Genomic DNA, 23,017 nt, shown 5'->3' with positions numbered 1-23,017 from the left:
AGCGGGTGCCGTTCGGGCTGAGCCTGTCGAAGCCCTGCCGCGCGCTCAGCCGCGCGAGAGAGTCGCGCGCAGCGCTTCGGTCAGCGTCGCCAGCGCCTCCTCGAGATGGGCTTTGCTCTCCAGGCTCTGCCCGCGCCGGGTGCTGGCCGCGCGCAGCTCGGCCTGCAGCCGCACGGCCTGGAAGCGCACCAGCGCGTAGGCATCGGCCGGCAGCGCGCCGCCCGGGCGCGTGAGCAGACCCTGCAGCCGCGCGATGTGGGCCCGCTGCAGGCTGCGCCTCATCGGCTCGATCTCCTGGCCGCTCTTGAGCTCGCTCCACACCGCCGACTGCAGCGTGCCGTAAAGCTCGCCCAGCGAGATCAGGTCCTTGCGCTGGGCCGGGGGCACCAGGTTGGGCAGGTCGAGCAGCCGCCGTGCCACGCCGGGCGACAGCAGCCGGTCCAGCGCCTGCGTCTGCAACGCCAGCACGGTGCCGGGGATGTCGGCCGGGCCGGCGCGGTTCCACTCGATGAAGTCGGGCTGCAGGCTGCTCAGGAACTCGGGCTTGAAGCGGAAGCTGTCCACCGTGAACAGCGAGTCAGCCACGAACTGCAGCGCCTCGCGCTGGCGCGCTGGCTCCACCGGTCGGAAGGCCGGGCGCGAGCCGGGCCGGCCTTGCGGGTCGCGCTCGGCGTACAGGCCGCCCACGTACTTGGCCGCATCCGCAGGCGCGCTGCGCAGCAGCCGGAAGCCCGACAGCAGGCTGCGGCGCAGGCGGTTGGCATCGTCGCCGTCGCGTGGGCCGCGAGTTTGCACACGGTCCCAGAGCTCGCGCGTGAGCTTCAGGCGGCGCTGGTAGTAGGCCAGCGGGTCGTCGCCGAGATCGAACAGGTTCACGCGCGGGTCGTAGCCACCGGTGTCGCCCCAGCCGGCGTCGGCGTCGTCGGCAAACGCGATCAGCGGGTCGGTGCGCTGGCGGCTCGCGATCTTGTCCAGCTCCGCCGCCTCGGCCTTGGCATCGAGCTTGGGGTCGAGCGGCTTGTAGCCGTACTCGATGGCAAAGTAGTCGTAGGCGCCCAGGCCCTTCATGTTGAACTCGCCCTTGGGCTCGCCCTGCAGCGGCAGGTTGAAGGCGTTGTAGTCCATCACCGAGTTGGAGATGCCGTTCTTCTCGCCGAAGGCCTTGTCCTTGAGCTGCTGCCGCGTGACCGTGGTGGAGCTGATGAAGTTGTGGCGCAGGCCCAGGGTGTGGCCCACCTCGTGCACGATCACGTCCTTGACGTAGGCCTGCACAAAGGCCTCGGCCTCGGGGCTCTCGGGGTCGAGGTCGCCGCGCGCCTCGAGCAGGTCCATCGCGAAGTGCAGCTCGTTGACCGCCTGCATCGCGTAGCCGCAGGCCTGCGGTGCACCGCCTTGGCCCGTCAGACCCTGCTGCCAAAGGGCAGACAGCGCGCCGCGCCAGCCCGGCGCACCGGCGGCAGGGGGCGCGGCAAAGGCCTGCAGCGGCTGCATGTCCTCGCGGATCAGCCGCCGCGCACCGCGGCCGAAGACATCGGCCATGCGGATGTCGGCGTCGAGGATCTCGCCGGTGCGCGGGTCGGAGTGGCTCGGGCCCTGCGCGAAGCCGACGTCGGCGCCGCTGAACCAGCGCACCGAGGCATGCCCGGACTCCATCAACGAGAAGTTGGCGTCGTCGGGCTGCTGCCGGGCCACGATGGCATTCTTGAAGCCGATGCGCTCGAAGGCCTTGTTGAACTCGAGGATGCCCTCCTCAACGGCCTTGCGGTAACGCAGCGGCGTGTTGCGGTCGATCCAGAACGTGATCGGGCGCACCGGCTCGCTCATGGCCGCGGCCGGGTCCTTCTTCTCGAGCCGCCAGCGGTTGATGTGGTGCACGCGCGTCGTGGGCTTGAGATCGTCGGACAGCTCGGTGTAGCTGTCGACGAAGTAGCCCACGCGCGGGTCGGCCAGGCGCGGCTTCATCGGTTCGGCCGGCAGCTCGCGGAAGTTGTAGACGAAACCAACGAACAGGCTGCGCGGGTCCGGCGTGGTCTGCGGCGGCGGCGGCGTCATCGGCCGTGGTGCGCCCGGCGGCAGCAGCGGCGGCGCGGCGATGCGCGGCACGCTGTAGTGGACCTGGCCGCCGAGCGTGGTCAGGCCCGGCTGGGCTCGGGCGGCGTCGAAGAAGCTGTTGGCGCGGTCGGGCGCGAAGGGCATGCGGTAGGCCAGCTCCAGATAGGTGCTGTAGCCGGCCATGTCGCCCAGCAGGAAGCCGGCGTCCACGAGCACGCTCTTGCTCTCGGGGTGCCGGGCACTGGCGACCGCCGACGAGCCCACCAGGCTGTCCGAGAAGCTCTCGCGCACCGCGATGCGGTTGCCGGGGTCGCCGTCGGCGCGGAAGTCGGTGTTGATGGCAACGAGCTGGATCTGGTTGCCGACGCTGCGGAACTGCGCCAGCCACGCCGGCCCCATATCGCCGGCATACAGGCCGCGCTCGCCGACCGCGTTCTTGACGTTCACCGACAGCAGGAAGAGCTGGCCCAGGCGCTCGGGCGTGAGTTCCAGCCAGACTTTCTCGTCCTTGCGCCAGATCGGGATGTAGCCGTCCTCGCGCTTGGCGTCCTTGATGACCTCGGCGAAGGGCGGCGGCGTGCCCGGCGGGCGGGCCGCCGCCGGCGGCGGGGCCGAGGCGCCGGCAGTGGGCTGTGCAGCGGGCGCGGGCGCTGCGCCCCCGCTGGCCGGCGCGGGCGCCGGTGGCGCAGCTGGCGCAGCTGGCGCCGGTGCGGGCGCCGCAGCCTGGGGCGGCGCAGCGGCACCCGGCGCCTGGTCGGGCGGCGTGGGGGTCGCGCAGCCGCTCAGCAACAGCAGGGCCGCCGTCACGGCCGTCAGCGGCGGCAAGGCGGTCTGGCGATGCGCTGGCGTCGTGCTGGAACGGGACGGTTCGGTCGTGTGCTTGGTGGGTGCGTCGGTCATGGCGGATGGGGTTGGTCGACGGGAAGGCCACCGCTTGCAGCGGCGACGTCAACGCCCATTCTGCTGCAAGGGCCATCCCGGGCGGGCGGGTCGGTGCCGAGGGCACGAAGGACACGAGCAGCCGAACGGGTGGTTCAAGCCGCAGCGACAATGCCCGCATGTACGCCCTCTTCGACGACGCCGGCAGGTTCCACGCCGGGCGCGTGATGTCCGAGGCCGAGAGCTCGCTGCAGGTGGAACTGGACTCCGGCAAGCGCGTCAAGGTCAAGGCCGCGAACCTGATGCTGCGCTTCGACCAGCCGGCGCCGGCCGAGCTGCTGGCGCGCGCCCGCGTGCTGGCCGATGACATCGACCTCGACCTGGCCTGGGCGTTCGCGCCGGAGGCCGAGTTCGGCTTCGCGGATCTGGCCCGCGACTACTTCGACGCCATGGCCGGCCCCGAACACCAGGCCGCGGCGCTGCTGCGGCTGTTCGAGGCGCCGCACTACTTCCGCCGGTTGGGCCGGGGGCAGTTCAAGAAGGCGCCGGAAGACACCGTCAAGGCCGCGCTCCTGGGCATCGAGCGCAAGAAGCAGATCGCCGCGCAGATCGAGGCCTGGGCCGGCGAGCTGGCTGCCGGCAATTGCCCCGAGCCCGTGCGCGAGCAGCTCTACCGCATCCTCTTCAGGCCCGACAAGAACGGCCCCGAGTACAAGGCCGTGGTCGAGGCCAGCCGCCGCGCGCAGCGCGCGCCACTGGACCTGTTGGCCGCCGCCGGCGCCATCACGAGCCCTTACCAGTTCCACTGGAGGCGCTTCCTGTTCGAGTTCTTCGTCAAGGGCACCAGCTTCCCGGCGCTGGCCGCGCCGCCCGTGGAGGGCGAGCTGCCCCTGGCCGAGGGCGTGGCGGCGTTCTCCATCGACGACTCGGCCACCACCGAGATCGACGACGCGCTGTCGGTGCGCGGGCTGGGCACGGGCACGGTGGTCTTCGGCATCCACATCGCGGCGCCGGGGCTGGCCATCGCGCCCGACTCGCCGCTCGACAAGGTGGCTCGCGAGCGCCTGTCCACCGTCTACATGCCGGGCTGGAAGATCACCATGCTGCCCGACGAGGTGGTGCAGGCCTACACGCTGATGGCCGGGCGCGACTGCCCTGCACTGAGCCTGTACGCCACCTTCGACGAGGCCTCGCTCGAGCTGCAGGGCCACGAGACGAAGATCGAGCGCGTGCGCATCGCCGCCAACCTGCGCCACGATGTGCTGGACGCCGTCGTCACCGAGGCCTCGCTGACGTCCGAAGCGAGCGGCACCGAGCCCGCGGCCTACGACTTCGCGCCCGAGCTGGCTTTCGCCTTCCGCCTCGCCCGGCATCTCAAGACCGCGCGCGAAGTGGTGCGCGGCAAGCCCGAGACCTTCAACCGGCCCGATTACAGCTTCAAGCTCGACCGCAGCAACGCCGGCACCGAGCCTACCGGCGACGAGACCGTGCTCATCGGCAACCGCCGCCGCGGCGCGCCGCTGGACCTGATCGTCGCCGAGGCCATGATCCTGGCCAACAGCACCTGGGGCGGCTGGCTGGCGCAGCACGGGGTGCCGGCCATCTACCGCAGCCAGGCCAGCCTGGCTCCGGGCATCAAGGTGAAGATGGGCACCAAGCCCGCGCCGCACGCCGGCATGGGTGTGCCGCAGTACGCCTGGAGCACGAGCCCGCTGCGGCGCTACACCGATCTCGTCAACCAGTGGCAAATCGTGGCCGTGGCGCGCCACGGCCACGCGGCGCCGCTGGTGGCGCCCTTTCGCCCCAAGGACGCAGCCCTGTTCAGCATCATTGGCGCGTTCGACTCCGCGTACTCGGCCTACAACGGCTTCCAGCAGCAGATTGAACGCTACTGGACGCTGCGTCACCTGCAGCAGGCTGGCATCGCCGAGCTGGAGGCCACGGTCATGAAGGACGGACTGGTGCGCGCCGAGACCTTGCCGCTGGTGTTCCGGCTGCCCGGTACCGAGGGCCTGCCGCGCGGCGCGCGCCTGCGCGCGCGCGTGGCCGGCATCGATCTGCTGACGCTCGAGCTGCACGCCACGCTGCTGGCGCGGCTCGACGCCGAACCGGCACCACCGGAAGAGTCGGCCGAGGACGACGAGGCCGAGCCCACCGGCAGCCTGCAGCTGGCCATCGACGTGGCAGAGGCCGACGCCGCGCCGGCAGTGGACCCCGCGGCCGAGCCCGCGGCCTGACGGCGGCACCAGGCCCGACCGCCCGAGCGATGCGCTGGCCGGAACTGACGACACTGCAGTGGGCGCTGGCGCTCTCCCTGGGCGCGCACGGCGTGCTGCTGTCGGTGCGCTTCGTCGATCCCGAGGCCATCGAGCGGGCCTTCCGCGATACGCCGCTGGAGGTGATCCTCGTCAACGCCCGTGGCGAGGATCCGCCGGCCGAGGCCCAGGCCCTGGCGCAGGCCAACCTGGCCGGCGGCGGTGAGGCTGCCCAGGGCCGCGCCACCAGCCCACTGCCGCTGGCCGCCACGGTGCAGCTGGGCGAGTCGCCCGACGAAGCCCGCCAGCGCATCGCGCAGCTGCGGCGCCAGCAGCAGCAGCTGCAGCGTCAGCAACAGCTGCTGCTGGCCCAGGCGCGGCGCGAGATCGCCGCGCTGCTGTCGCCCGACCCCAGCCGCGACAACGGCAGCCCCGAGCAGCGCGAGCAGGAAGAGCGCCGCAAGCAGCTGCTGCGCATGCTGTCCGAGATCGAGAAGCGGGTGAACGAGGAGAACGCGCGCCCCAAGAAGCGCTACGTCAGCCCGGCCACGCGCGAGGAAATCTACGCCCTCTACTACGACAACCTGCGCCGCCGCATCGAGGACCGGGGGACGCGCAGCTTCCCCGAGCACCAGGGCCGCAAGCTCTTTGGCGAGCTGACGATGAACGTCACCATCGACGCCGCCGGCCGCGTCGTCGAGGCCGACATCGTGCGCAGCAGCAATGACCGCCGGCTCGACCAGCAGGCGCTGGCCATCGTGGCGGCCTCCCAGCCCTTCGGGCCCTTCACGCCCGCAATGCGCGCGCGGGCCGACCAGATCGTCGTCACCTCGCGCTTCCGCTTCACGCGCGACGAGGCGCTTGAGACCATACAGATCAGCCGATGATGGCGCCCGACAAGCCTGCCGACCGCTACGCCGTGCTCGGCCATCCCGTGGCCCACAGCCGCAGCCCGGCGATCCACGCCGGGTTTGCCGCGCAGACCGGGCAGGCTGTGGACTACGGCCGCATCGAGTGCCCGGTCGACGGGTTCGGCCCCGGCGTGCGCGCCTTCGCCGCCAGCGGCGCAAGCGGCTGCAACGTCACGGTGCCGTTCAAGTTCGAGGCACTGGGCCTGGCTGGGCGCGCCAGCGAACGAGCGCGCCTGGCCGGCGCGGCCAACGTGCTGGGCTTCGACAGCCCGGATCCGGCCAAGTGGTGGGCCGACAACTCCGACGGCATCGGCCTGGTGCGCGACATCCGGCAGCACGCCGGGGTGGCGCTGGCCGGTGCGCGCGTGCTGCTGGTGGGTGCCGGGGGTGCGGCGGCCGGTGTGCTGGGGCCCTTGATCGAGGCCGGCGTGGCCGGCGTGGTGCTGGCCAACCGGACGGTCGCCAGGGCCGAGGCGCTGGTGCACTCGCACGCGGGCCTGGCCCGCGCCCACGGCGCCGCGCTGGCCGCTGCGCCGCTGCGGGCGCCGGGCGAGGCCTTCGACGTGGTGCTCAACGCCAGCAGCAGCAGCCTGGCCGGTGCCAAGCCGCCGGTGCCGGCCGCCGTGCTGCGCCCCGGCACGCTGGCCGTGGACCTGATGTACGGCCCGGCCGCGGCGCCCTTTCTGGACTGGGCACGCGCGCACGGCGCCGTCCCGCGTGACGGGCTGGGCATGCTGGTGGAGCAGGCGGCCGAGGCCTTCTTCCTGTGGCGCGGGGTGATGCCCGACACCGCGCCGGTCCTGACCGCCTTGCGCCAGGCGCTCGGTGCGGGGGGGGATGCCGCATGAAGCGCCCGGCCTGGCTCAGGCAGGGGCTGCGCCTCGGGGGGCTGGTGATGCTCAGCGCCGTGGCGCTGCAGCTCGTGTTCGCCGCCCGCATCGCCCTGATGACGGTGATCGACCCACAAAGCACCAGCTTCCAGCGCAGCGAAGCCTGGCGCTTGCTCGTGGAGCAGCGGCGCATCCTGTGGAGCCAGCAGTGGACAGAAGGCGGGCGCATCTCGCCCCACCTCAAGCGCGCCGTCATCGCCAGCGAGGACGGCAGCTTCCTTGACCACGCGGGCGTCGACTGGGAGGCCATCGAGAAGGCCTGGGAGCGCAACGAGCGCGCCGAAGCCCGGGCCGAGGCTGCGTCGAAGCGGGCCCAGGCACGCCAGGGCCGTCCCGTGGTGCCCAAAGTCGTGGGCGGCTCGACCATCACGCAGCAGCTGGCCAAGAACCTGTTCCTCTCGGGCGAGCGCACCGTGCTGCGCAAGGGCCAGGAGCTGGTGATCGCGCTGCTGCTCGAAGGCCTGCTCGGCAAGGAGCGCATCCTGGAGATCTACCTGAACAGCGTGGAGTGGGGCGAAGGGGTGTTCGGCGCCCAGGCGGCGGCGCGGCACTACTTCCGCGTCGATGCCGCGCAGCTGGGGCCGCAGCAGGCCGCGCGCCTGGCGGTGATGCTGCCGGCGCCCAAACGCTTCGAGAAGCGGCCGGCCAGCCCTTACCTGCTGTCGCGCACGGCCACCATCGTGGCGCGCATGAACGACGTGGAAATACCGAAGTGACGCAGACCCTGGAAATCGCCGCCGCCGCGGCGCGGCTCATCGTCGACGAGGGCATGGAGTTCGACCAGGCCAAGCGGCGTGCCGCGCGCGACGCCGGAGCGCGCGCCGAGCTGCCCGACAACGCCACGGTGGAGGCCGCCGTGCGCGAGCACATCGCCATTTTCTGCGCCGACACCCAGCCGGCTGAACTGCGCGCCCTGCGCGAGGTGGCGCTGCAGTGGATGGAGCGGCTGTCGGAGTTCCACCCGCATCTGGCCGGCGCCGCCTGGCGCGGCACGGCCACACGCCTGAGCGCGCTGCGCCTCGAGCTTTACGCCGACGATGGCAAGGCGCCGGAGATCGCGCTGATCAACGCCGGGGTCAGCTACGACGTCGACAGCTTGCCGGCAGCCGGGCACCGGCGCGAGCCGCTGCCGGTGCTGACGGTCGCCAGTCGCAGCCACGCCCTGGGGGAGCTGGTCGCCGTGCATCTGATCGTGCACGACCGCGACGACCTGCGCGGCGCGCTCAAGCCCGACAGCGGCGGCCAGACCTGGCGCGGCGACGCCGCCGCGCTGCGCGCCCGCATGGCCGAGTCCACGGCATGAACCGCCGCTCCGCAGTCATCATCGCCCTCGTCGGCGGCGGCGCCGCCGCCGGCGGCATCGCCTGGCAGCACCGGGCCACCCGGCTGCGCGACGAGGAACGCGCCGCCGTCGACCGCGACACCGCCGGCTTCTGGACGCTGAGCTTCCCCACCCCCGACGAGCCCGAGCCGCGGACAGTGGCCACGGCCTCGTTCCGCGGGCAGCCGCTGCTCGTCAATTTCTGGGGCACCTGGTGTCCGCCTTGCGTGAAGGAGATGCCCGAACTCGACCGCTTCGCACGGGAGCACGCGGCCCAGGGTTGGCGCGTGCTGGGCCTGGCCGTGGACAACGCCCGCGCAGTGCGCAGTTTCCTCCGCCACACCCCCGTGAGCTACCCGATCGCGATGGCCGGCTTCGAGGGCTCGGAACTGTCCCGCAGGCTGGGCAACGCGCAGTCCGGCCTGCCCTACACCGTGGCCTTCGACCGCCGCGGCCGCATCGCCCGCACCCAGGCCGGCGAGACCAACGCCGCCGAACTGGCCAGCTGGGCGCGCGACATGGCCTGACCGGGCCGCCAGGGGCCGGTATGTTTCGAACTGCTCGCAATTTCGGCAAAACGGCGTACAGTCGCGCCCTTCGGCGGCCCTGAGCCGCCCCTGCCCATGAACCTGCTCGTCCTCCACGGCCCCAACCTCAACCTGCTCGGCACCCGCGAGCCCGAGGTCTATGGCTCGACGACGCTGGCACAGATCGACGCCGATCTTGCACAGATCGCAGCAGAAGCCGGCGCGAAGCTGAGCAGCCTTCAGAGCAACCACGAAGGCGTGCTGATCGACCGCATCCACGCCGCGCGGAGCGACGGCACGCACTTCATCGTCATCAATCCGGGCGGCCTGACCCACACCAGCGTGGCGCTGCGCGACGCGCTGGCCGGTGTGGCCCTGCCCTTCATCGAGGTGCACCTGAGCAATGTGCACCGGCGCGAGCCGTTCCGCCACCACAGCCACCTGAGCGACATCGCCACCGGCGTGATCGTCGGTCTGGGCGCCGACGGCTACCGGCTGGCCGTGCACCACGCGCTGGGCCGCCGAGCGCGACCGGCCTGAAGTCACACCCGGGCACCCGCCGCGACCCGCGGCCGCCTTGCGAGGACCCCATGGACCTGAGAAAGCTGAAGACCCTGATCGACCTCGTCTCCGAGTCGAACATCTCCGAACTGGAGATCACCGAGGCCGAGGGCAAGGTGCGGATCGTCAAGGGCGGCCCTGCCGCCGTCGCCGTGATGCCGGCCGTGGCCGCCGCGCCGGTGGCAGCGCCGGTCGCCCCGGCGCCGGCCGCGCATCCAGCCCCGGCCGAGGCACCGGTCGCGCCACCGGCGGGCAAGGTGATCAAGTCGCCCATGGTCGGCACCTTCTACCGCGCCGCCAGCCCGGGCGCGAAGCCCTTCGTGGACGTGGGTGACGCCGTCAAGCCCGGCCAGGCCGTCTGCATCATCGAGGCCATGAAGATCATGAACGAGATCGAGTCCGACCTCGAAGGCCGCGTCGTCAAGATGCTGTGCGAGAACGGGCAGGCGGTCGAGTTCGGCCAACCGCTCTTCGTGCTCGAGTAAGGCGGGTCTTCGTGTTCAAGAAGATCCTCATCGCGAACCGGGGCGTTCGCGCGCAGCGCGGACGTGCCGCAGGCACGGCACATCGCGCCGCGTGCGCAGCACGCGAGGGCGGTTTCGCCGCGTAGCCATGTTCAAGAAGATCCTCATCGCCAATCGCGGCGAAATCGCCCTGCGCATCCAGCGCGCCTGCCGCGAGCTGGGCATCAAGTCGGTCGTCGTCTACTCCGAGGCCGACCGCGAGGCCAAATACGTCAAGCTCGCCGACGAGGCCGTGTGCATCGGCCCGGCGCCCAGCGCGCAGAGCTACCTCAACATGCCGGCCATCATCTCCACCGCGGAGGTGACGGACGCCGAGGCCATCCACCCCGGCTACGGCTTCCTGAGCGAAAACGCCGACTTCGCCGAGCGCGTGGAGCGCAGCGGCTTCGTGTTCATCGGGCCCACGCCCGAGAGCATCCGCATCATGGGCGACAAGGTCAGCGCCAAGCAGGCCATGATCAAGAGCGGCGTGCCCTGCGTGCCGGGCTCGGAGGGCGCGCTGCCCGACGACCCGAAGGAGATCATCCGCATCGCGCGCACGGTGGGCTACCCGGTCATCATCAAGGCCGCCGGCGGTGGCGGCGGGCGCGGCATGCGCGTCGTGCACACCGAGGCGGCGCTGATCCACGCCGTGCAGACGACACGCGCCGAGGCCGGGGCGGCCTTCGGCAACCCGCAGGTCTACATGGAGAAGTTCCTCGAGCACCCGCGGCACATCGAGATCCAGATCCTGGCCGACACCTTCCGCAACGCGGTGTGGCTGGGCGAGCGCGACTGCAGCATGCAGCGCCGCCACCAGAAGATCATCGAGGAGGCGCCGGCCCCGGGCATCCCGCGCCGCCTGATCGAACGCATCGGCGAGCGCTGCGCCGCCGCGTGCAAGAAGATCGGATACCGCGGCGCCGGCACTTTCGAGTTCCTGTACGAAAACGGCGAGTTCTATTTCATCGAGATGAACACGCGCGTGCAGGTCGAGCACCCGGTGACCGAGCTCGTCACCGGCATCGACATCGTGCAGCAGCAGATCAAGATCGCCGCGGGCGAGAAGCTGCCGTTCACGCAGCGCCAGATCGCGCTGCGCGGCCACGCCATCGAGTGCCGCATCAACGCCGAGGACCCGGTGAAGTTCGTGCCCAGCCCCGGCCGCATCACGCTGTGGCACGCGCCGGGTGGCCCGGGCGTGCGGGTGGATTCGCACGTCTACACCAACTACTTCGTGCCGCCCAATTACGACTCGATGATCGGCAAGATCATCTGCCACGGCGACACGCGCGAGCAGGCCATGGCGCGCATGCGCATCGCGCTGATGGAAACCGTGGTCGAGGGCATCCAGACCAACATCCCGCTGCACCGGGAGCTGATGGTCGACAGCAAGTTCATGGCCGGCGGCACCACCATCCACTACCTCGAGCAGTGGATGAGTCAACACAAGCGGTGAAGGTCAAATCACCGTTCGGGCTGAGCCTGTCGAAGCCCTCGCTCCGGAGCAAGCCCTTCGACACGCGGCCCTCGGCAAGCTCGGTCCGCTGCTCAGGGCGAACGGTGGGGGGCGTGCCCGAATGGTCGAGCTGATCCTGCGCGCCCCGGCGGCCCTGGTGGAGCCGGTGTCGGACGCGCTGATGGACGAGCTCGATGCGCTGTCCGTCAGCGTCGAGGACGCCGACGCGGACACCGACGCCGAGCAGGCCCTGTTCGGCGAGCCCGGCATGCCCGCGACGGCCGCGGGCTGGGAACGCAGCACGCTGAAGGTGCTGTTCGAGCACGGGTCGCAGGCCGAGGCCGCGGCCACGCTGCTGCTGGCGCAGGACTGGACCGCAGGGCTCTTGCTGCAGTCGCTGCAGGCAGCGCCTGAAGCCGACTGGGTGCGCCTGACGCAAAGCCAGTTCGAGCCCGTGCCCATCACGCCCACGTTCTGGATCGTGCCCACCTGGCACGAAGTGCCCGCCGCCGCGCGCCAGGTGATCCGCCTCGATCCCGGCCTGGCCTTCGGCACCGGCACCCACCCCACCACGCGCATGTGCCTGCGCTGGTTGGCCACGCAGCACACCCACGCGCAGCCGGCCGACTTGGGCCGCGTGCTCGACTACGGCTGCGGCTCCGGCATCCTCGCCATCGGCGCGGCGCTGATGGGCGCGCAGCTCATCGACGCCGTCGACATCGACCCCGCCGCCGTGCGGAGCACGCGCGACAACGCCAGCGCCAACGGCGTGATGCTCAACGCGGGCCCGCCCGAGCTGGTGGCCGGCGAGTACGGCCTGGTGCTGGCCAACATCCTGGCCTCGCCGCTGAAGCTGCTGGCGCCGCTGCTCACGGCCCATGTGTCGGCCGGCGGCTGGCTGGTGCTGGCCGGGCTGCTCGAGCGCCAGGCCGACGAGATCGCCGCGGTGTACGCCGCCTGCACGCCGGCGCTGACACTGTCCGTGGCCGACCACGAGGACGGCTGGATCCTGATGACCGGCCGCCACGCCTGAGCGCCGCCGCCATGAGCCGCCTGGCCACCCGCTGCAGCGCGTGCGGCACCGTGTTCCGGGTCGTGCCCGACCAACTGGGCGTGTCCGAGGGCTGGGTGCGCTGCGGCCGCTGCTCGCAGGTGTTCCATGCGATGGAGAGCCTGGTCGACCTGGAGACCGGCTTGCCCTGGCGCGGCGGCACATCGCCGCTTGACCCGGCGCTGCCGGCCGCACGCCCAGGTGCACCGCCGGGGCTGCCACGGCCCCTGTCCTCGTCCCCGTCCGCGCCGGCCGCCCCGCAGCCAGACCGCGGGTCCGCCGCCTCCTCGGCCCTCGACACCCGGCCTGCACGGGGTGCCGAGCGGCTGTCAGGGCCGCCCTTCAAGCCCTTCGCCGACGAAGGACCCGACAGCCACCGCGCTGCCCTGCCCATCGTGGCGCCCTCGTTCTTGCGGCGGGCCGAGCGCGCCGCGCGCTGGCGGCGGCCCTGGGTGCGCGCGGCACTGGCCGGGACGGCGCTGCTCGCGGCCGCCTTGCTGGCGGCCCAGGTGGCTCACACCTGGCGCGACCGCCTGGCCGCCCGAGTGCCGGCACTCGCTCCGCTGCTGGTGCAGGGTTGCGCCTGGCTGGGCTGCGAGGTCGCCCCGGCACGCTGGCTCGACGCGCTGACAGTCGAGAGTTCCGGCCTCGTTCGGGTGGAGAGCAGCAACGTCTACACGCTGCAGGTGTCGCTGCGCAACGGCGCCCGCCACCCGGTGGCCCTGCCGGCGCTGGACCTGTCGCTGACCGACGCCAGCGGCGACCTGATCGCCCGCCGCGTGCTGCAGCCGGCCGATCTGGGCGCGAGCGCGGCGACAATCGCGCCCGGTCGGGATCTCGTGCTGCAGGCGACGCTGCAGTCCGGCGCCACGGTCATCGGCCCGAGCCGCGTCATCACCGGCTACACCGTCGAGATGTTCTACCCCTGAAGCCCCTTGGCGCGGCCCAGCGGCCTGCGCCACCCCACCCCGGAGCCTGTCCATGCCCGCGCTCATCTGCGGTTCCCTCGCCTTCGACACGATTACCACCTTCCCGGGGCGCTTCGCCGAGCAGATCCTGCCGGAGCAGGTGCACATCCTGAATGTGAGCTTCCTGGTGCCCACGCTGCGGCGCGAGTGGGGCGGCTGCGCCGGCAACATCGCCTACAACCTGCAGGCCATCGGCGGCCAGCCGCTCATCCTGGCCGCGGTGGGCGTGGACGGCGGCGAGTACCTGGCGCGCGTGGCCGGCTGGGGTGCCGACACCCGCCTGATCCACCGCGACACCGTGCTGCACACGGCGCAGTGCCACATCACGACCGACCGCGACAACAACCAGATCACCGCCTTCCACCCGGGCGCGATGAGCCACGCCCATCAGATGCGGGTGCCCGGCCGCCACGAGCGCGGCGACATCGCCATCGGCATCATCGCTCCCGACGGTCGCGACGCGATGTGGGAGCACGCGCACCAGATGGCGGAGGCCGGCATCCCGTTTGTCTTCGACCCTGGCCAGCAGCTGCCGCAGTTCAACGGCGACGAGCACCGCGAGATCATCGGGCTGGCGCGCTGGGTGGCGGTGAACGACTACGAAGGGCGGATGCTGCAGGAGCGCACCGGCTGGACGCCCGAGACCATCTCGCGCCTGCCCCACATCGAGGGCGTGATCGTGACGCTGGCCGAGCACGGCTGCGAGCTGTGGGTCCGGGGCGAGCGCATCGCCGTGCCGGGCGTGAAGGCCGCGCGCGCACTCGACCCCACCGGCTGTGGCGACGCCTTCCGGGCCGGTCTGCTCTACGGCCTGGAGCGGGGTTGGCGGCTGGAGCGCTGTGCCGCCCTGGGCAACCGCCTGGGCGCGCTGAAGATCGCCGAGCGCGGCCCGCAGAACCACGCCATCGACCCCGCCATCGTCGGCGAGGTCTGAGCCCAATGCGGGCTCGGTGCGGGCTCAGCGCGGGGTGCGGCGCGCCACCCAGAAGGTGGCACCTTCGGGGCCGTACGTCTCGGTGTGCGGCACGTCGGCCGCGAGCCCGAAGCGGTCGCCGGCCTGCAGCGTGCGCTGCTCGCCGGTGCAATCCAGCACCAGGCCGCCCCGCACCACCAGCGCCTGCACGTCGAAGGGGTGGCGGTGCTCCGGCACCACCTGGCCGGGTGCCCACTCACGCGCCAGCACCTCGCTGTAGCCCTGCGCCAGCCACTCGGCCCGGAAAGCCTCGAACGAGGGCAGCGGCGCGCTCACTGCACCACCTGCGCCAGCCGGCCGCTGGCGTAGTCGGCCGCCACCTGCACCAGCGTGCGCGGCTGGATCTTCGCGGCCTGCCCCTCGCAGCCGAACTGCACGTAGCGGTCGCGGCACACCCGGTAGGCGGCCTCGCGCGCGGGCTTGAGCCACTCGCGGGCGTCGAACTTGTCGGGGTTCTCGGCCATGAACTTGCGCACCGCGCCGGTCATCGCCAGGCGGATGTCGGTGTCGATGTTGATCTTGCGCACGCCGTGCTTGATGGCTTCCTGGATCTCCTCGATCGGCACGCCGAAGGTCTCCTTCATCTTGCCGCCGTGCTGGTTGATGACGGCCAGCAGCTCCGGCGGCACGCTGGAGCTGCCGTGCATCACCAGATGGGTGTTCGGGATGCGCCGGTGGATCTCCTTCACGCGGCCGATGGCGAGGATGTCGCCCGTGGGTTTGCGGCTGAACTTGTAGGCACCGTGGCTGGTGCCGATGGCAATGGCCAGCGCATCGAGTTGCGTGGCCTTCACGAACACGGCGGCCTCCTCGGGGTCGGTCAGCATCTGGCTGTGGTCGAGCTTGCCCTCGGCACCGATGCCGTCTTCCTCGCCCGCGTCGCCGGTTTCCAGGTTGCCCAGGCAGCCGAGCTCGCCCTCCACCGTCACGCCCACGGCGTGCGCCAGGTCGACCACCTTGCGCGTGACCTGCACGTTGTAGTCGAAGCTGGCCGGCGTCTTGCCGTCTTCCATCAGCGAGCCATCCATCATCACCGAACCGAAGCCCAGGTCGATGGCGCCCTGGCAGACCTTGGGGCTGGTGCCGTGGTCCTGGTGCATCACCAGCGGAATGTGCGGCCAGGCCTCGGTGGCAGCCTGGATCAGGTGCTTGATGAAGGGCTCCCCGGCGTACTTGCGGGCCCCGGCGCTGGCCTGCAGGATGACCGGCGCGCCCACCTCGTGCGCCGCCTGCATCACCGCCTGCACCTGCTCGAGGTTGTTCACGTTGTAGGCCGGGATGCCGTAGCCGTGCTCGGCGGCATGGTCGAGCAGCTGGCGCATGGAAACGAGGGGCATGGCGGAACTCCGAGTGGGTTTGCGAATGCGGCGCGCAGCCGGCCCGGCCGTCACCACGCGGTAACGGCGGGAATTCTAGGTGCCGCCCCCAAACGGGAAATGGCGGGCTTCCGTGCCGCTGTTCGCGCTCAGGCCATGGCCCCGCTGCGCCGACACTGGCCGCCCCACCTCACCGCTGCAAGCGCCCGCACACCATGGCCCGCATCGACACCGCCTCCATCACCCGCTGGATCACCGCCGCGGCCGTGCAGCACGGCGACGGGCTGCCGGCGCACCTGATGCAGCGCCTGCAGATCAGCCGCCGCCGGGCCGGCGCGCTGCTCAAGCGGCTTCAGGCGCTGCAGTGGCTGGTGGCCAGCGGCACGCCGAGAGCCCCCCGCTACGCGCCCGGCGCGCTGCGCCAGGTGGTCAGCCGCTACGCGCTGGCCGGGCTGCAGGAAGACGTCCCCTGGCGGCGCGACTTCGCGCCCTGCTTTGCGCTTCCGGCGGCGGTGCAGGCGATGGCGCAGCACGCCTTCACCGAGCTGCTGAACAACGCCGTCGACCACAGCGGCGGCACCCACGTCACGGTGTCGATGCGCCAGACGCCGCTGCAGCTGCAGCTGCTGGTGTCGGACGACGGCGTGGGCCTGTTCCGCCGCCTGGCCGAGCACTTCGCGCTCGACGAACCGGCGGTGGCCATGCTGGAACTCGCCAAGGGCAAGCTCACCAGCGACCCCGATCGCCACTGCGGCCACGGCCTGTTCTTCACCCCGCAGCTGGCCGATGTGTTCGACCTGCACGCCAACGCGGCCGCGTTCCAGCGCCGGGGCTGGGACGGCGGCCACTGGCACGCCCAGCGGCCGGCCACCAAGGCCGGCACCAGCATCTACCTCGCCATCGCGCTGGACACCCCGCGCACGCTGGATCAGGTGCTGTTGGCACACAGCGCCAGCGGCCAGGGCCTGGGCTTCGAGCGCACGCGGGTGCCGCTGGCGCTGCTGGCCGCGCCCGGCGCCCGGCAACTCAGCTCGCGCGCCGAGGCCCGCCGGGTGGCCGAGCGGCTGGATCGCTTTGCCACGGCCGAGCTGGACTTCACGGGCTTCGAGCACATCGGTCACGGCTTCGCAGACGAGCTGTTCCGTGTGATCGGGCGCCGGCATCCGGCGCTGCGGCTGCAACCCGTGGGTGCCGCTGCGCCGGTGGCGGCAATGATCGAGGCGGTGCGGCCCGCGGCGTGAGGGCGCGGCGGACCTGCTTGCCCGGGAACAACCCGTTCGCGCTGAGCCTGTCGAAGCGCCTTCGCTCCGCCCAGGGCTTCGACAAGCTCAGCCCGAACGGAGTGTTCAACCCCAGCCAGGCCTTCAGCCCACCTGGCACACCTTGGCTGCGCCGAGCTGCGCCCCGCGGCGGGCGCCGCGCGCCGCTGCCGCGGCGGGTGGGCCTTCAGCCCACCTGGCACACCTTGGCTGCGCCGAGCTGCGCCCCGCGGCGGGCGCCGCGCGCCGCTGCCGCGGCGGGTGGGCCTTCAGCCCACCTGGCACACCTTCAGCATGTTGGTACCACCGGGGTAGCCCATCGGCTCGCCGCAGGTGATGGCATAGGTATCCCCCGGCTTGAGCACGCCGCGCTCCACCAGCAGCCGCTCGGCCTGCGCCAGCGCCGCGTCGCGGTCGCTCATCTTGGGCATCAGCATCGGCCGCACGTTGCGGTACAGCGCCATGCGGCGCTGGCTCGCGGGTTGTGAGGTCAGGCCGAAGATGGGCACCTTGATGTTGTGCCGGCTCATCCACAGCGCCGTGCTGCCGCTTTCGGTGAGCGCGATGATGGCCTTGCAGCCCAGGTGGTGGGCGGTGAAGAGCGCCCCCATCGCGATGCTCTGGTCGATGCGGCCGAACTTCTTGTTGGTGAAGTCGGTCTCGATGGAGATGTCTTCCGCGCGCTCGGCCTCGAGCGCAATCTGGTGCATCTGCTCCACCGTCTCGACCGGGAACTTGCCGGCCGCCGTCTCGGCGCTGAGCATCACCGCGTCCGTGCCGTCGAGCACCGCATTGGCCACGTCGCTCACCTCGGCGCGCGTGGGCACCGGCGCGAGGATCATGCTCTCCATCATCTGTGTGGCGGTGATGGCCACCTTGTCCATCTCGCGGGCCATGCGGATCATGCGCTTTTGCAAGGCCGGCACGGCCGCGTTGCCCACCTCCACGGCGAGGTCGCCGCGCGCCACCATGATGCCGTCGCTGGCACGCAGGATGGCCTCGAGCTGCGGAATCGCCTCGCTGCGCTCGATCTTGGCGATCATCGCCGGCTTGTGCCGCGTCGCCTCGCCAGCCACGTAGGCCAGCTGGCGCGCCATCTCCATGTCGGTGGCGTTTTTCGGGAAGCTCACCGCCAGGTACTCGCACTGGAAGGCCATCGCGGTCTTGATGTCCTCCATGTCCTTGGCCGTGAGCGCAGGCGCCGTCAGGCCGCCGCCGGCCTTGTTGATGCCCTTGTTGTTGCTGAGTTCGCCGCCCAGCACCACGCGCGTGTGCACCTGCTCGCCGCGCACGGCCTCGACCTGCAGCTTGATGAGGCCGTCGTTGAGCAGCAGCGTGTCGCCGGGCCGCACGTCGCGCGGCAGCTCCTTGTAGTCCAGGCCGACGGCGGTGAGGTCGCCGGGCTCGGTGCGCTGCGCGTCCAGCACGAAGGCTGCGCCCGGCTCCAGCATCACCTTGCCGTCGGCGAACTTGCCGACGCGGATCTTCGGGCCCTGCAGGTCGGCCATCAGCGCCACCGTCTTGCCCACCTTGTCGGCCACCGCGCGCACGAGGTTGGCGCGGTCGATGTGGTCCTGGGCCTTACCGTGGCTGAAGTTCAGCCGCACCACGTCGACCCCGGCGATCAGCAGCTTCTCGAGCACGGCGGGGTCGCTGGAGGCCGGGCCGAGGGTGGCGACGATCTTGGTGGCGCGGGTCATGGGTCGGCTCTTCGGAAGGCGGCCTTGCGGCAGGGCGCGCCGATTATGGGTGTCGGCCGCGCACGCGAAGTTTCAGCGCGGTTTCGCGCTGCCGGGCCGCGGCTTCGCGACGCCGGGCATCCGGCCGTCACGCCAGCGTGGCGCGGCCGGTGTCGGCGGCGCACGCTGCGGTCCATGACACACCCCTTGATCGCCCTTCGTCGCGCCGCCGCCCTTTTGACCGCCGCGCTCCTGCCCTTCTTCGCCCATGCCCAGGTGGGCGTGCAACGCCTCGACGGCGTCGACCCGGCCGCGGCCGTGCTGGCGCTGGTCTGGTACCCCACGGCCACGCCCTCGCAGCCGCAGCGCATGGGCCCGTTCGCGCTGCAGGTTGCCGTGGATGCGCCACCGAGCGAGGGCCGACGCCCGCTGCTGCTGGTGTCGCACGGCACCGGTGGCCACGAGCTGGGCCATGCCTGGCTGGCGCAGGGCATGGCCGAGCGAGGCTGGCTCGTGCTCACGCTGCGGCAGACGGCCGACCACTTCCAGGACCGCTCCGGCATCACCCGCCCCGACTTCTTCGAGAAGCGCGCCCGGCAGCTCAGCCGTGTGCTCGATCAGCTGCTGGCCGATCCGCGCTGGCGCGAACGCATCGACCCCACGCGCATCGCCGCCTTCGGCCACTCGGCCGGCGGCCACTCGGTGCTGGCGCTGGTGGGGGCGCGGTCCGATCCGGCGCGCGCGGTGGCCTGGTGCTCACCGGGCGGCACGGGGCTCGTCGACGACGCCGTGATGTGCGGCCTGGGCGGCCGGCGCAGCGCCGACGCGGCGGCCACGATGCAGCAGGCCGTGCCGGCGGAGGTGACGGACCGCCGCATCGCCGCCGCCGTGGTGGCCACGCCGCTGGTGGTGCCGCTGCAGCCGGCCTCGCTGCAGGCGCTGCGCGCGCCGGTGTGGGTGGAGGCCGCGGGCCGCGACGAGGTGCTGGCCGCGCGCCACCACGCGCTCACGCTGTGCGGGCTGCCGCGGGTGCAGTGCCACGTCGACAAGGGAGCCGGCCACTTCGCATCGTTCCAGGCCGGCACCGGGCCGCTGCCGGCCAACGGCATCGACCCGGCCTACGACCCAGCAGGCTTCGACCGGCTGGCCTGGCAAGGCGGGGCGCTCGGGCGCATCGCCGGCTTCCTGGACGCGGCGGTGCGCTGAGCCGGGCTCAGCCCGCGGCGCGCCGCGCCAGGATCTCGAACGCCGGCAGCGTTTTGCCCTCCAGCACCTCAAGGAAGGCGCCGCCGCCGGTGCTGATGTAGCTCACCTGGCGCTCGATGCCGTACTTTGCGATCGCGGCCAGTGTGTCGCCGCCGCCGGCGATGCTGAAGGCGCCGCTGGCCGCGACGGCGCGCGCGATGGCCTCGGTGCCATGGCTGAAGGCCTCGAACTCGAACACGCCCACCGGGCCGTTCCACACCACGGTGCCGGCACCGGCGATCTGCGCCGACAGCACGGCCGCGGTCTCGGGGCCGATGTCGAGGATCATGTCCTCGGGCGCCACTTCAGAGGCCTTCTTCACGGTGGCCTGGGCGTCGGCCTTGAACTCGCGCGCCACCACCACGTCGGTCGGGATGGGCACCGCAGCGCCGCGCGCCTTCATCGCGGCGATCACGGCGCGGGCCTCGTCCACCAGGTCAGGCTCGGCCAGGCTCTTGCCGATGGGCAGGCCCGCCGCCAGCATGAAGGTGTTGGCGATGCCACCGCCGACGATGAGGCCGTCGACCTTCTCGGCCAGGCTCTTCAGGATCGTGAGCTTGGTGCTCACCTTGCTGCCGGCCACGATGGCCAGCAGCGGCCGCTTGGGCGCGGCCAGCGCGCGCGTGACGGCGTCGATCTCGGCCGCCAGCAGCGGGCCGGCGCAGGCGACCTTGGCGAACTCCGCGATGCCGTAGGTGCTGGCCTCGGCGCGGTGCGCGGTGCCGAAGGCATCGTGCACGAAGATGTCGCACAGCGCGGCCATCTTCCGCGCCAGGGCTTCGTCGTTCTTCTTCTCGCCCTTGTTGAGGCGGCAGTTCTCGAGCAGCACCACCTGCCCCGGCTGCACGGCCACGCCATCGACCCAGTTCGACACCAGCGGCACCGGGCGGGCCAGCAAGGCCGACAGCCGCTCGGCCACCGGCGCCAGGCTGTCCTCGGGCCTGAATTCGCCCTCGGTGGGCCGGCCGAGATGGCTGGTGACCATCACCGCGGCCCCGGCGTCCAGCGCCATGCGGATGGCGGGCACGCTGGCGCGGATGCGGGTGTCCTCGGTGATGTGGCCGGCGTCGTCCTGCGGCACGTTGAGGTCGGCGCGGATGAACACCCGCTGGCCCCGGACCCGGCCGGCGGCCACCAGGTCGGCGAGTCGAAGCACGTTCATGGATCAGGTCTCCGGCGGACGCCGCCGAGCCGAGGGGCCGCGAGCCGACGCCGATGTCGGCCACGGATTCTAGGAGGCTGTCGGGTGAGAGCGTGGCCCGATCACGCCCAGCCCAGCCCGAGCCGCAGCGGCAGATAAACGGCCATGCCGCAGACGATGGTGCCCAGGATGTCGCGACGCCAGAAGTACCAGGCCGCGCCGGCCGCCGCGCCCCACAGCCGCGCGTCGGCCCAGGTGTCGACGAAACGACCCTGCGTGCTGACGATCTCGGGCACCACCACGGCGGCCAGCGCCGCCAGCGGCGCGTAGCGCAGGCCCTCGCGCAGCCACGCCGGCAGCGGCCACTCGCGATCGGGGATGAGGAAGAAGCCGCGCGTGAGGAAGGTGATGGCCGCCAGGCCCGCGATGGCCAAGCCCGTGAGCCACGCGTCCGCAGCGTTCACCGGCGCGGCTCCGCGGGTGTGGCCAGCGCGGCCTTGCGCGGCGCGGCGTGGTCCATCAGCACGCCCATGGCCACGGCAGCGGCAATGGCCACGAGGATGTTGAGCTTCAGCGGCAGCGCGTAGGCCGCCACCGCGGCGCAGCCGGCGACCAGCCCGGCCACTGCCGTGTAGCGGTCGGACACCAGCGACAGCCCCACCCCCAGCAGCGCCAGCGTGCCGGCGAAGCCGATGCCCCAGTGTGCCGGCACGCTGTCGGCAAAGACCAGTCCGATGATCGACGGCACCTGCCAGCTCAGCCAGTTGATGGTGGCGCCACCCAGCAGATAAGGCAGCTGCTCCGGCGCCGGCTTGGGCTCGGGGAAGCGGCGCATGAACAACACGTAGTTGAGGTCGGCCATCAGGTAGGACAGCGCCAGCCGCTTCTTGCGCCCGAGGACCACGAGGTAAGGCCGCCACTGCGCCGAGAAGATCACGAAACGCAGGTTGACACACAGCGCCGTGGCCCACACCACCAGCACCGGCGCGCCGCTCATCAGCAGCGGCAGCGTCGCCAGCTGTGCGCTGCCGGCGAACACCAGCAGCGACATCATCAGCATCAAGGGCATGGGCAGCCCGCTGTTGCCCATGGCCACGCCCGTGATCAGACCCCAGGCGGCGATGCCCATGGCGGTGCTCAGCATGTCGCGCGCGCCGTGCGCGAACTCGGGGTGGCGCCACAGGGGGGCGGGGCCGCGCAGGGTGGGAGGGGTCTCGGACACCCGCCGATTGTCCCCTCAGCGGCGCCCCGCACCGGGTCAGCGCTTGTTGACGCTGCCGCTGCCGGCGACCTTGGTGCTCACGGTGGCCGGGTTGCCCGTGTAGACGACGTCGCCGCTGCCGGCGATGCGCACCTCCAGCGATTTGTCGGCGTGCACGGCGGCGTCGCCGCTGCCGGCGATGTTGATCGACACCTCCTCGGCCTTCAGCTCGCGCAACTGCACGTCGCCGCTGCCGGAGACGCCGATCTTCAGCTTCGTGGCCCTGCCGGCGCCGACGACGTCGCCGCTGCCCGCAATCGACACCTGCAGCTCGCCGGTCGTGAGCTGGCGCAAGCGCGTGTCGCTGGAGCCCGAGATGCGGATCGCCAGCGACGGGGTCTCGAAGGCTTCCACCAGCATGTCGCCGGAGCCCGAGGCGGCCAGCGAAGTGAGCAGCGGCACCGTGACGCTGACGCGCACCGTGCGGCTGTTGTAGATCGATGTGCCGCGTTTCCAGCGCACCTGCAGCCGGGCGTCAGCGCCGCTGCCGGTGACCTCGGTCTCCAGGTAGGGCAGCAGGTTGTCGTCGGCCTGGACCTCCACCACCTGGGGGGTCCCCTGGCGCACCACGAGGTCGATGGCGCCGGCCAGCGCCACGCCCTGGAAGGCCGGCAGCGGCCGCGTCTCGGTGCCGATGCGGCCGCTGCCCTCCAGCCGCTGCGCTTGTGCGGCCAGCGGCAGAAACGCTGCGACGCCCAGCAGCAGGGGCAGGCCGGCGCGGAGCAGGCGACGGCGGGGGATGGCAGTGGTCATGTCGGGGCCTCCG

The 23,017-nt window shown here is 71.9% G+C and carries 22 protein-coding genes; 14 read left to right on the top strand and 8 right to left on the bottom strand.

Annotated features, from left to right (window positions below; genetic code table 11):
• Positions 1 to 45: 45 nt before the first annotated feature.
• Complete coding sequence (locus tag KA711_07170; GenBank protein MCM0608762.1) at positions 46 to 2,952, bottom strand: zinc-dependent metalloprotease; 2,907 nt, start codon at positions 2,950 to 2,952, stop codon at positions 46 to 48.
• Positions 2,953 to 3,110: 158 nt separating this feature from the next.
• Between KA711_07170 and KA711_07165 the strand changes: the two genes are divergently transcribed.
• The 12 genes from KA711_07165 (at position 3,111) to KA711_07110 (ending at position 14,311) form a co-directional block, all read left to right on the top strand.
• Positions 3,111 to 5,168: an RNB domain-containing ribonuclease gene (locus KA711_07165; GenBank protein ID MCM0608761.1), complete on the top strand. Its 2,058-nt coding sequence runs from the start codon at positions 3,111 to 3,113 to the stop codon at positions 5,166 to 5,168.
• 29 nt (positions 5,169 to 5,197) lie between these two features.
• The gene (locus tag KA711_07160) at positions 5,198 to 6,073 is read left to right on the top strand and encodes a TonB family protein (protein ID MCM0608760.1); all 876 of its coding nucleotides are present in this window, start codon (positions 5,198 to 5,200) and stop codon (positions 6,071 to 6,073) included.
• Positions 6,070 to 6,945: a shikimate dehydrogenase gene (aroE, locus tag KA711_07155; protein ID MCM0608759.1), complete on the top strand. Its 876-nt coding sequence runs from the start codon at positions 6,070 to 6,072 to the stop codon at positions 6,943 to 6,945. The genes KA711_07160 and aroE overlap by 4 nt, the downstream gene beginning before the upstream one ends.
• Positions 6,942 to 7,703 carry a monofunctional biosynthetic peptidoglycan transglycosylase gene (gene mtgA / locus KA711_07150; GenBank protein MCM0608758.1) on the top strand — a complete coding sequence of 254 codons (762 nt, stop codon included), beginning with the start codon at positions 6,942 to 6,944 and terminating at the stop codon, positions 7,701 to 7,703. Before aroE ends, mtgA begins: the two co-directional genes overlap by 4 nt.
• Positions 7,700 to 8,290 carry a hypothetical protein gene (locus KA711_07145; GenBank protein MCM0608757.1) on the top strand — a complete coding sequence of 197 codons (591 nt, stop codon included), beginning with the start codon at positions 7,700 to 7,702 and terminating at the stop codon, positions 8,288 to 8,290. The genes mtgA and KA711_07145 overlap by 4 nt, the downstream gene beginning before the upstream one ends.
• Positions 8,287 to 8,835 (top strand): TlpA family protein disulfide reductase, encoded by a 549-nt coding sequence (locus KA711_07140; protein ID MCM0608756.1) that lies wholly within the window; start codon positions 8,287 to 8,289, stop codon positions 8,833 to 8,835. Before KA711_07145 ends, KA711_07140 begins: the two co-directional genes overlap by 4 nt.
• 96 nt (positions 8,836 to 8,931) lie before the next feature.
• Positions 8,932 to 9,375, top strand: a complete 444-nt coding sequence (gene aroQ / locus KA711_07135) for a type II 3-dehydroquinate dehydratase (protein MCM0608755.1) — start codon at positions 8,932 to 8,934, stop codon at positions 9,373 to 9,375.
• A gap of 50 nt (positions 9,376 to 9,425) precedes the next feature.
• Positions 9,426 to 9,881, top strand: a complete 456-nt coding sequence (locus tag KA711_07130; GenBank protein ID MCM0608754.1) for an acetyl-CoA carboxylase biotin carboxyl carrier protein — start codon at positions 9,426 to 9,428, stop codon at positions 9,879 to 9,881.
• A gap of 127 nt (positions 9,882 to 10,008) precedes the next feature.
• The gene (gene accC, locus KA711_07125; GenBank protein ID MCM0608753.1) at positions 10,009 to 11,358 is read left to right on the top strand and encodes an acetyl-CoA carboxylase biotin carboxylase subunit; all 1,350 of its coding nucleotides are present in this window, start codon (positions 10,009 to 10,011) and stop codon (positions 11,356 to 11,358) included.
• A gap of 121 nt (positions 11,359 to 11,479) precedes the next feature.
• Positions 11,480 to 12,391 (top strand): 50S ribosomal protein L11 methyltransferase, encoded by a 912-nt coding sequence (prmA, locus tag KA711_07120; protein ID MCM0608752.1) that lies wholly within the window; start codon positions 11,480 to 11,482, stop codon positions 12,389 to 12,391.
• 11 nt (positions 12,392 to 12,402) lie between these two features.
• Complete coding sequence (locus tag KA711_07115; protein MCM0608751.1) at positions 12,403 to 13,338, top strand: zinc-ribbon and DUF3426 domain-containing protein; 936 nt, start codon at positions 12,403 to 12,405, stop codon at positions 13,336 to 13,338.
• Positions 13,339 to 13,390: 52 nt separating this feature from the next.
• A complete protein-coding gene (locus tag KA711_07110) occupies positions 13,391 to 14,311 on the top strand; it encodes a carbohydrate kinase family protein (protein MCM0608750.1) in 921 nt (306 codons plus the stop codon).
• Between the two features lie 24 nt (positions 14,312 to 14,335).
• On the opposite strand, the gene KA711_07105 is transcribed toward KA711_07110, so the two are convergent.
• Positions 14,336 to 14,614 (bottom strand): cupin domain-containing protein, encoded by a 279-nt coding sequence (locus KA711_07105; protein ID MCM0608749.1) that lies wholly within the window; start codon positions 14,612 to 14,614, stop codon positions 14,336 to 14,338.
• Positions 14,615 to 14,622: 8 nt separating this feature from the next.
• On the bottom strand, positions 14,623 to 15,687 hold the full coding sequence (gene fba, locus KA711_07100) for a fructose-bisphosphate aldolase class II (protein ID MCM0608748.1): 1,065 nt from the start codon (positions 15,685 to 15,687) through the stop codon (positions 14,623 to 14,625).
• Positions 15,688 to 15,881: 194 nt separating this feature from the next.
• Here fba and KA711_07095 point away from each other — a divergent pair, with 194 nt between their 5' ends.
• Positions 15,882 to 16,907 carry an ATP-binding protein gene (locus KA711_07095; GenBank protein MCM0608747.1) on the top strand — a complete coding sequence of 342 codons (1,026 nt, stop codon included), beginning with the start codon at positions 15,882 to 15,884 and terminating at the stop codon, positions 16,905 to 16,907.
• A gap of 287 nt (positions 16,908 to 17,194) precedes the next feature.
• On the opposite strand, the gene pyk is transcribed toward KA711_07095, so the two are convergent.
• Positions 17,195 to 18,625: a pyruvate kinase gene (gene pyk, locus KA711_07090; protein ID MCM0608746.1), complete on the bottom strand. Its 1,431-nt coding sequence runs from the start codon at positions 18,623 to 18,625 to the stop codon at positions 17,195 to 17,197.
• Between the two features lie 174 nt (positions 18,626 to 18,799).
• Between pyk and KA711_07085 the strand changes: the two genes are divergently transcribed.
• Positions 18,800 to 19,810, top strand: a complete 1,011-nt coding sequence (locus KA711_07085) for a hypothetical protein (protein MCM0608745.1) — start codon at positions 18,800 to 18,802, stop codon at positions 19,808 to 19,810.
• Positions 19,811 to 19,817: 7 nt separating this feature from the next.
• Here KA711_07085 and KA711_07080 read toward each other — a convergent pair whose 3' ends face one another.
• The 4 genes from KA711_07080 to KA711_07065 all read right to left on the bottom strand — a co-directional run bounded on the left by KA711_07080 (position 19,818) and on the right by KA711_07065 (position 23,004).
• Positions 19,818 to 21,011, bottom strand: a complete 1,194-nt coding sequence (locus tag KA711_07080; GenBank protein MCM0608744.1) for a phosphoglycerate kinase — start codon at positions 21,009 to 21,011, stop codon at positions 19,818 to 19,820.
• A gap of 101 nt (positions 21,012 to 21,112) precedes the next feature.
• Entirely contained in the window at positions 21,113 to 21,454 is a 342-nt protein-coding gene (locus KA711_07075; protein ID MCM0608743.1) for an AzlD domain-containing protein, read from the bottom strand.
• A complete protein-coding gene (locus KA711_07070) occupies positions 21,451 to 22,134 on the bottom strand; it encodes an AzlC family ABC transporter permease (GenBank protein MCM0608742.1) in 684 nt (227 codons plus the stop codon). Before KA711_07070 ends, KA711_07075 begins: the two co-directional genes overlap by 4 nt.
• Before the next feature lie 114 nt (positions 22,135 to 22,248).
• Positions 22,249 to 23,004: a DUF2807 domain-containing protein gene (locus tag KA711_07065; GenBank protein ID MCM0608741.1), complete on the bottom strand. Its 756-nt coding sequence runs from the start codon at positions 23,002 to 23,004 to the stop codon at positions 22,249 to 22,251.
• Positions 23,005 to 23,017: the final 13 nt, after the last annotated feature.

This window comes from Ideonella sp. WA131b (assembly GCA_023657425.1).
In the GTDB taxonomy this organism is placed as follows: domain Bacteria; phylum Pseudomonadota; class Gammaproteobacteria; order Burkholderiales; family Burkholderiaceae_C; genus Rubrivivax.
The sequence above is the reverse complement of the archived record's forward strand: the minus strand, read 5'-3'. Positions and strand labels throughout refer to the sequence as shown.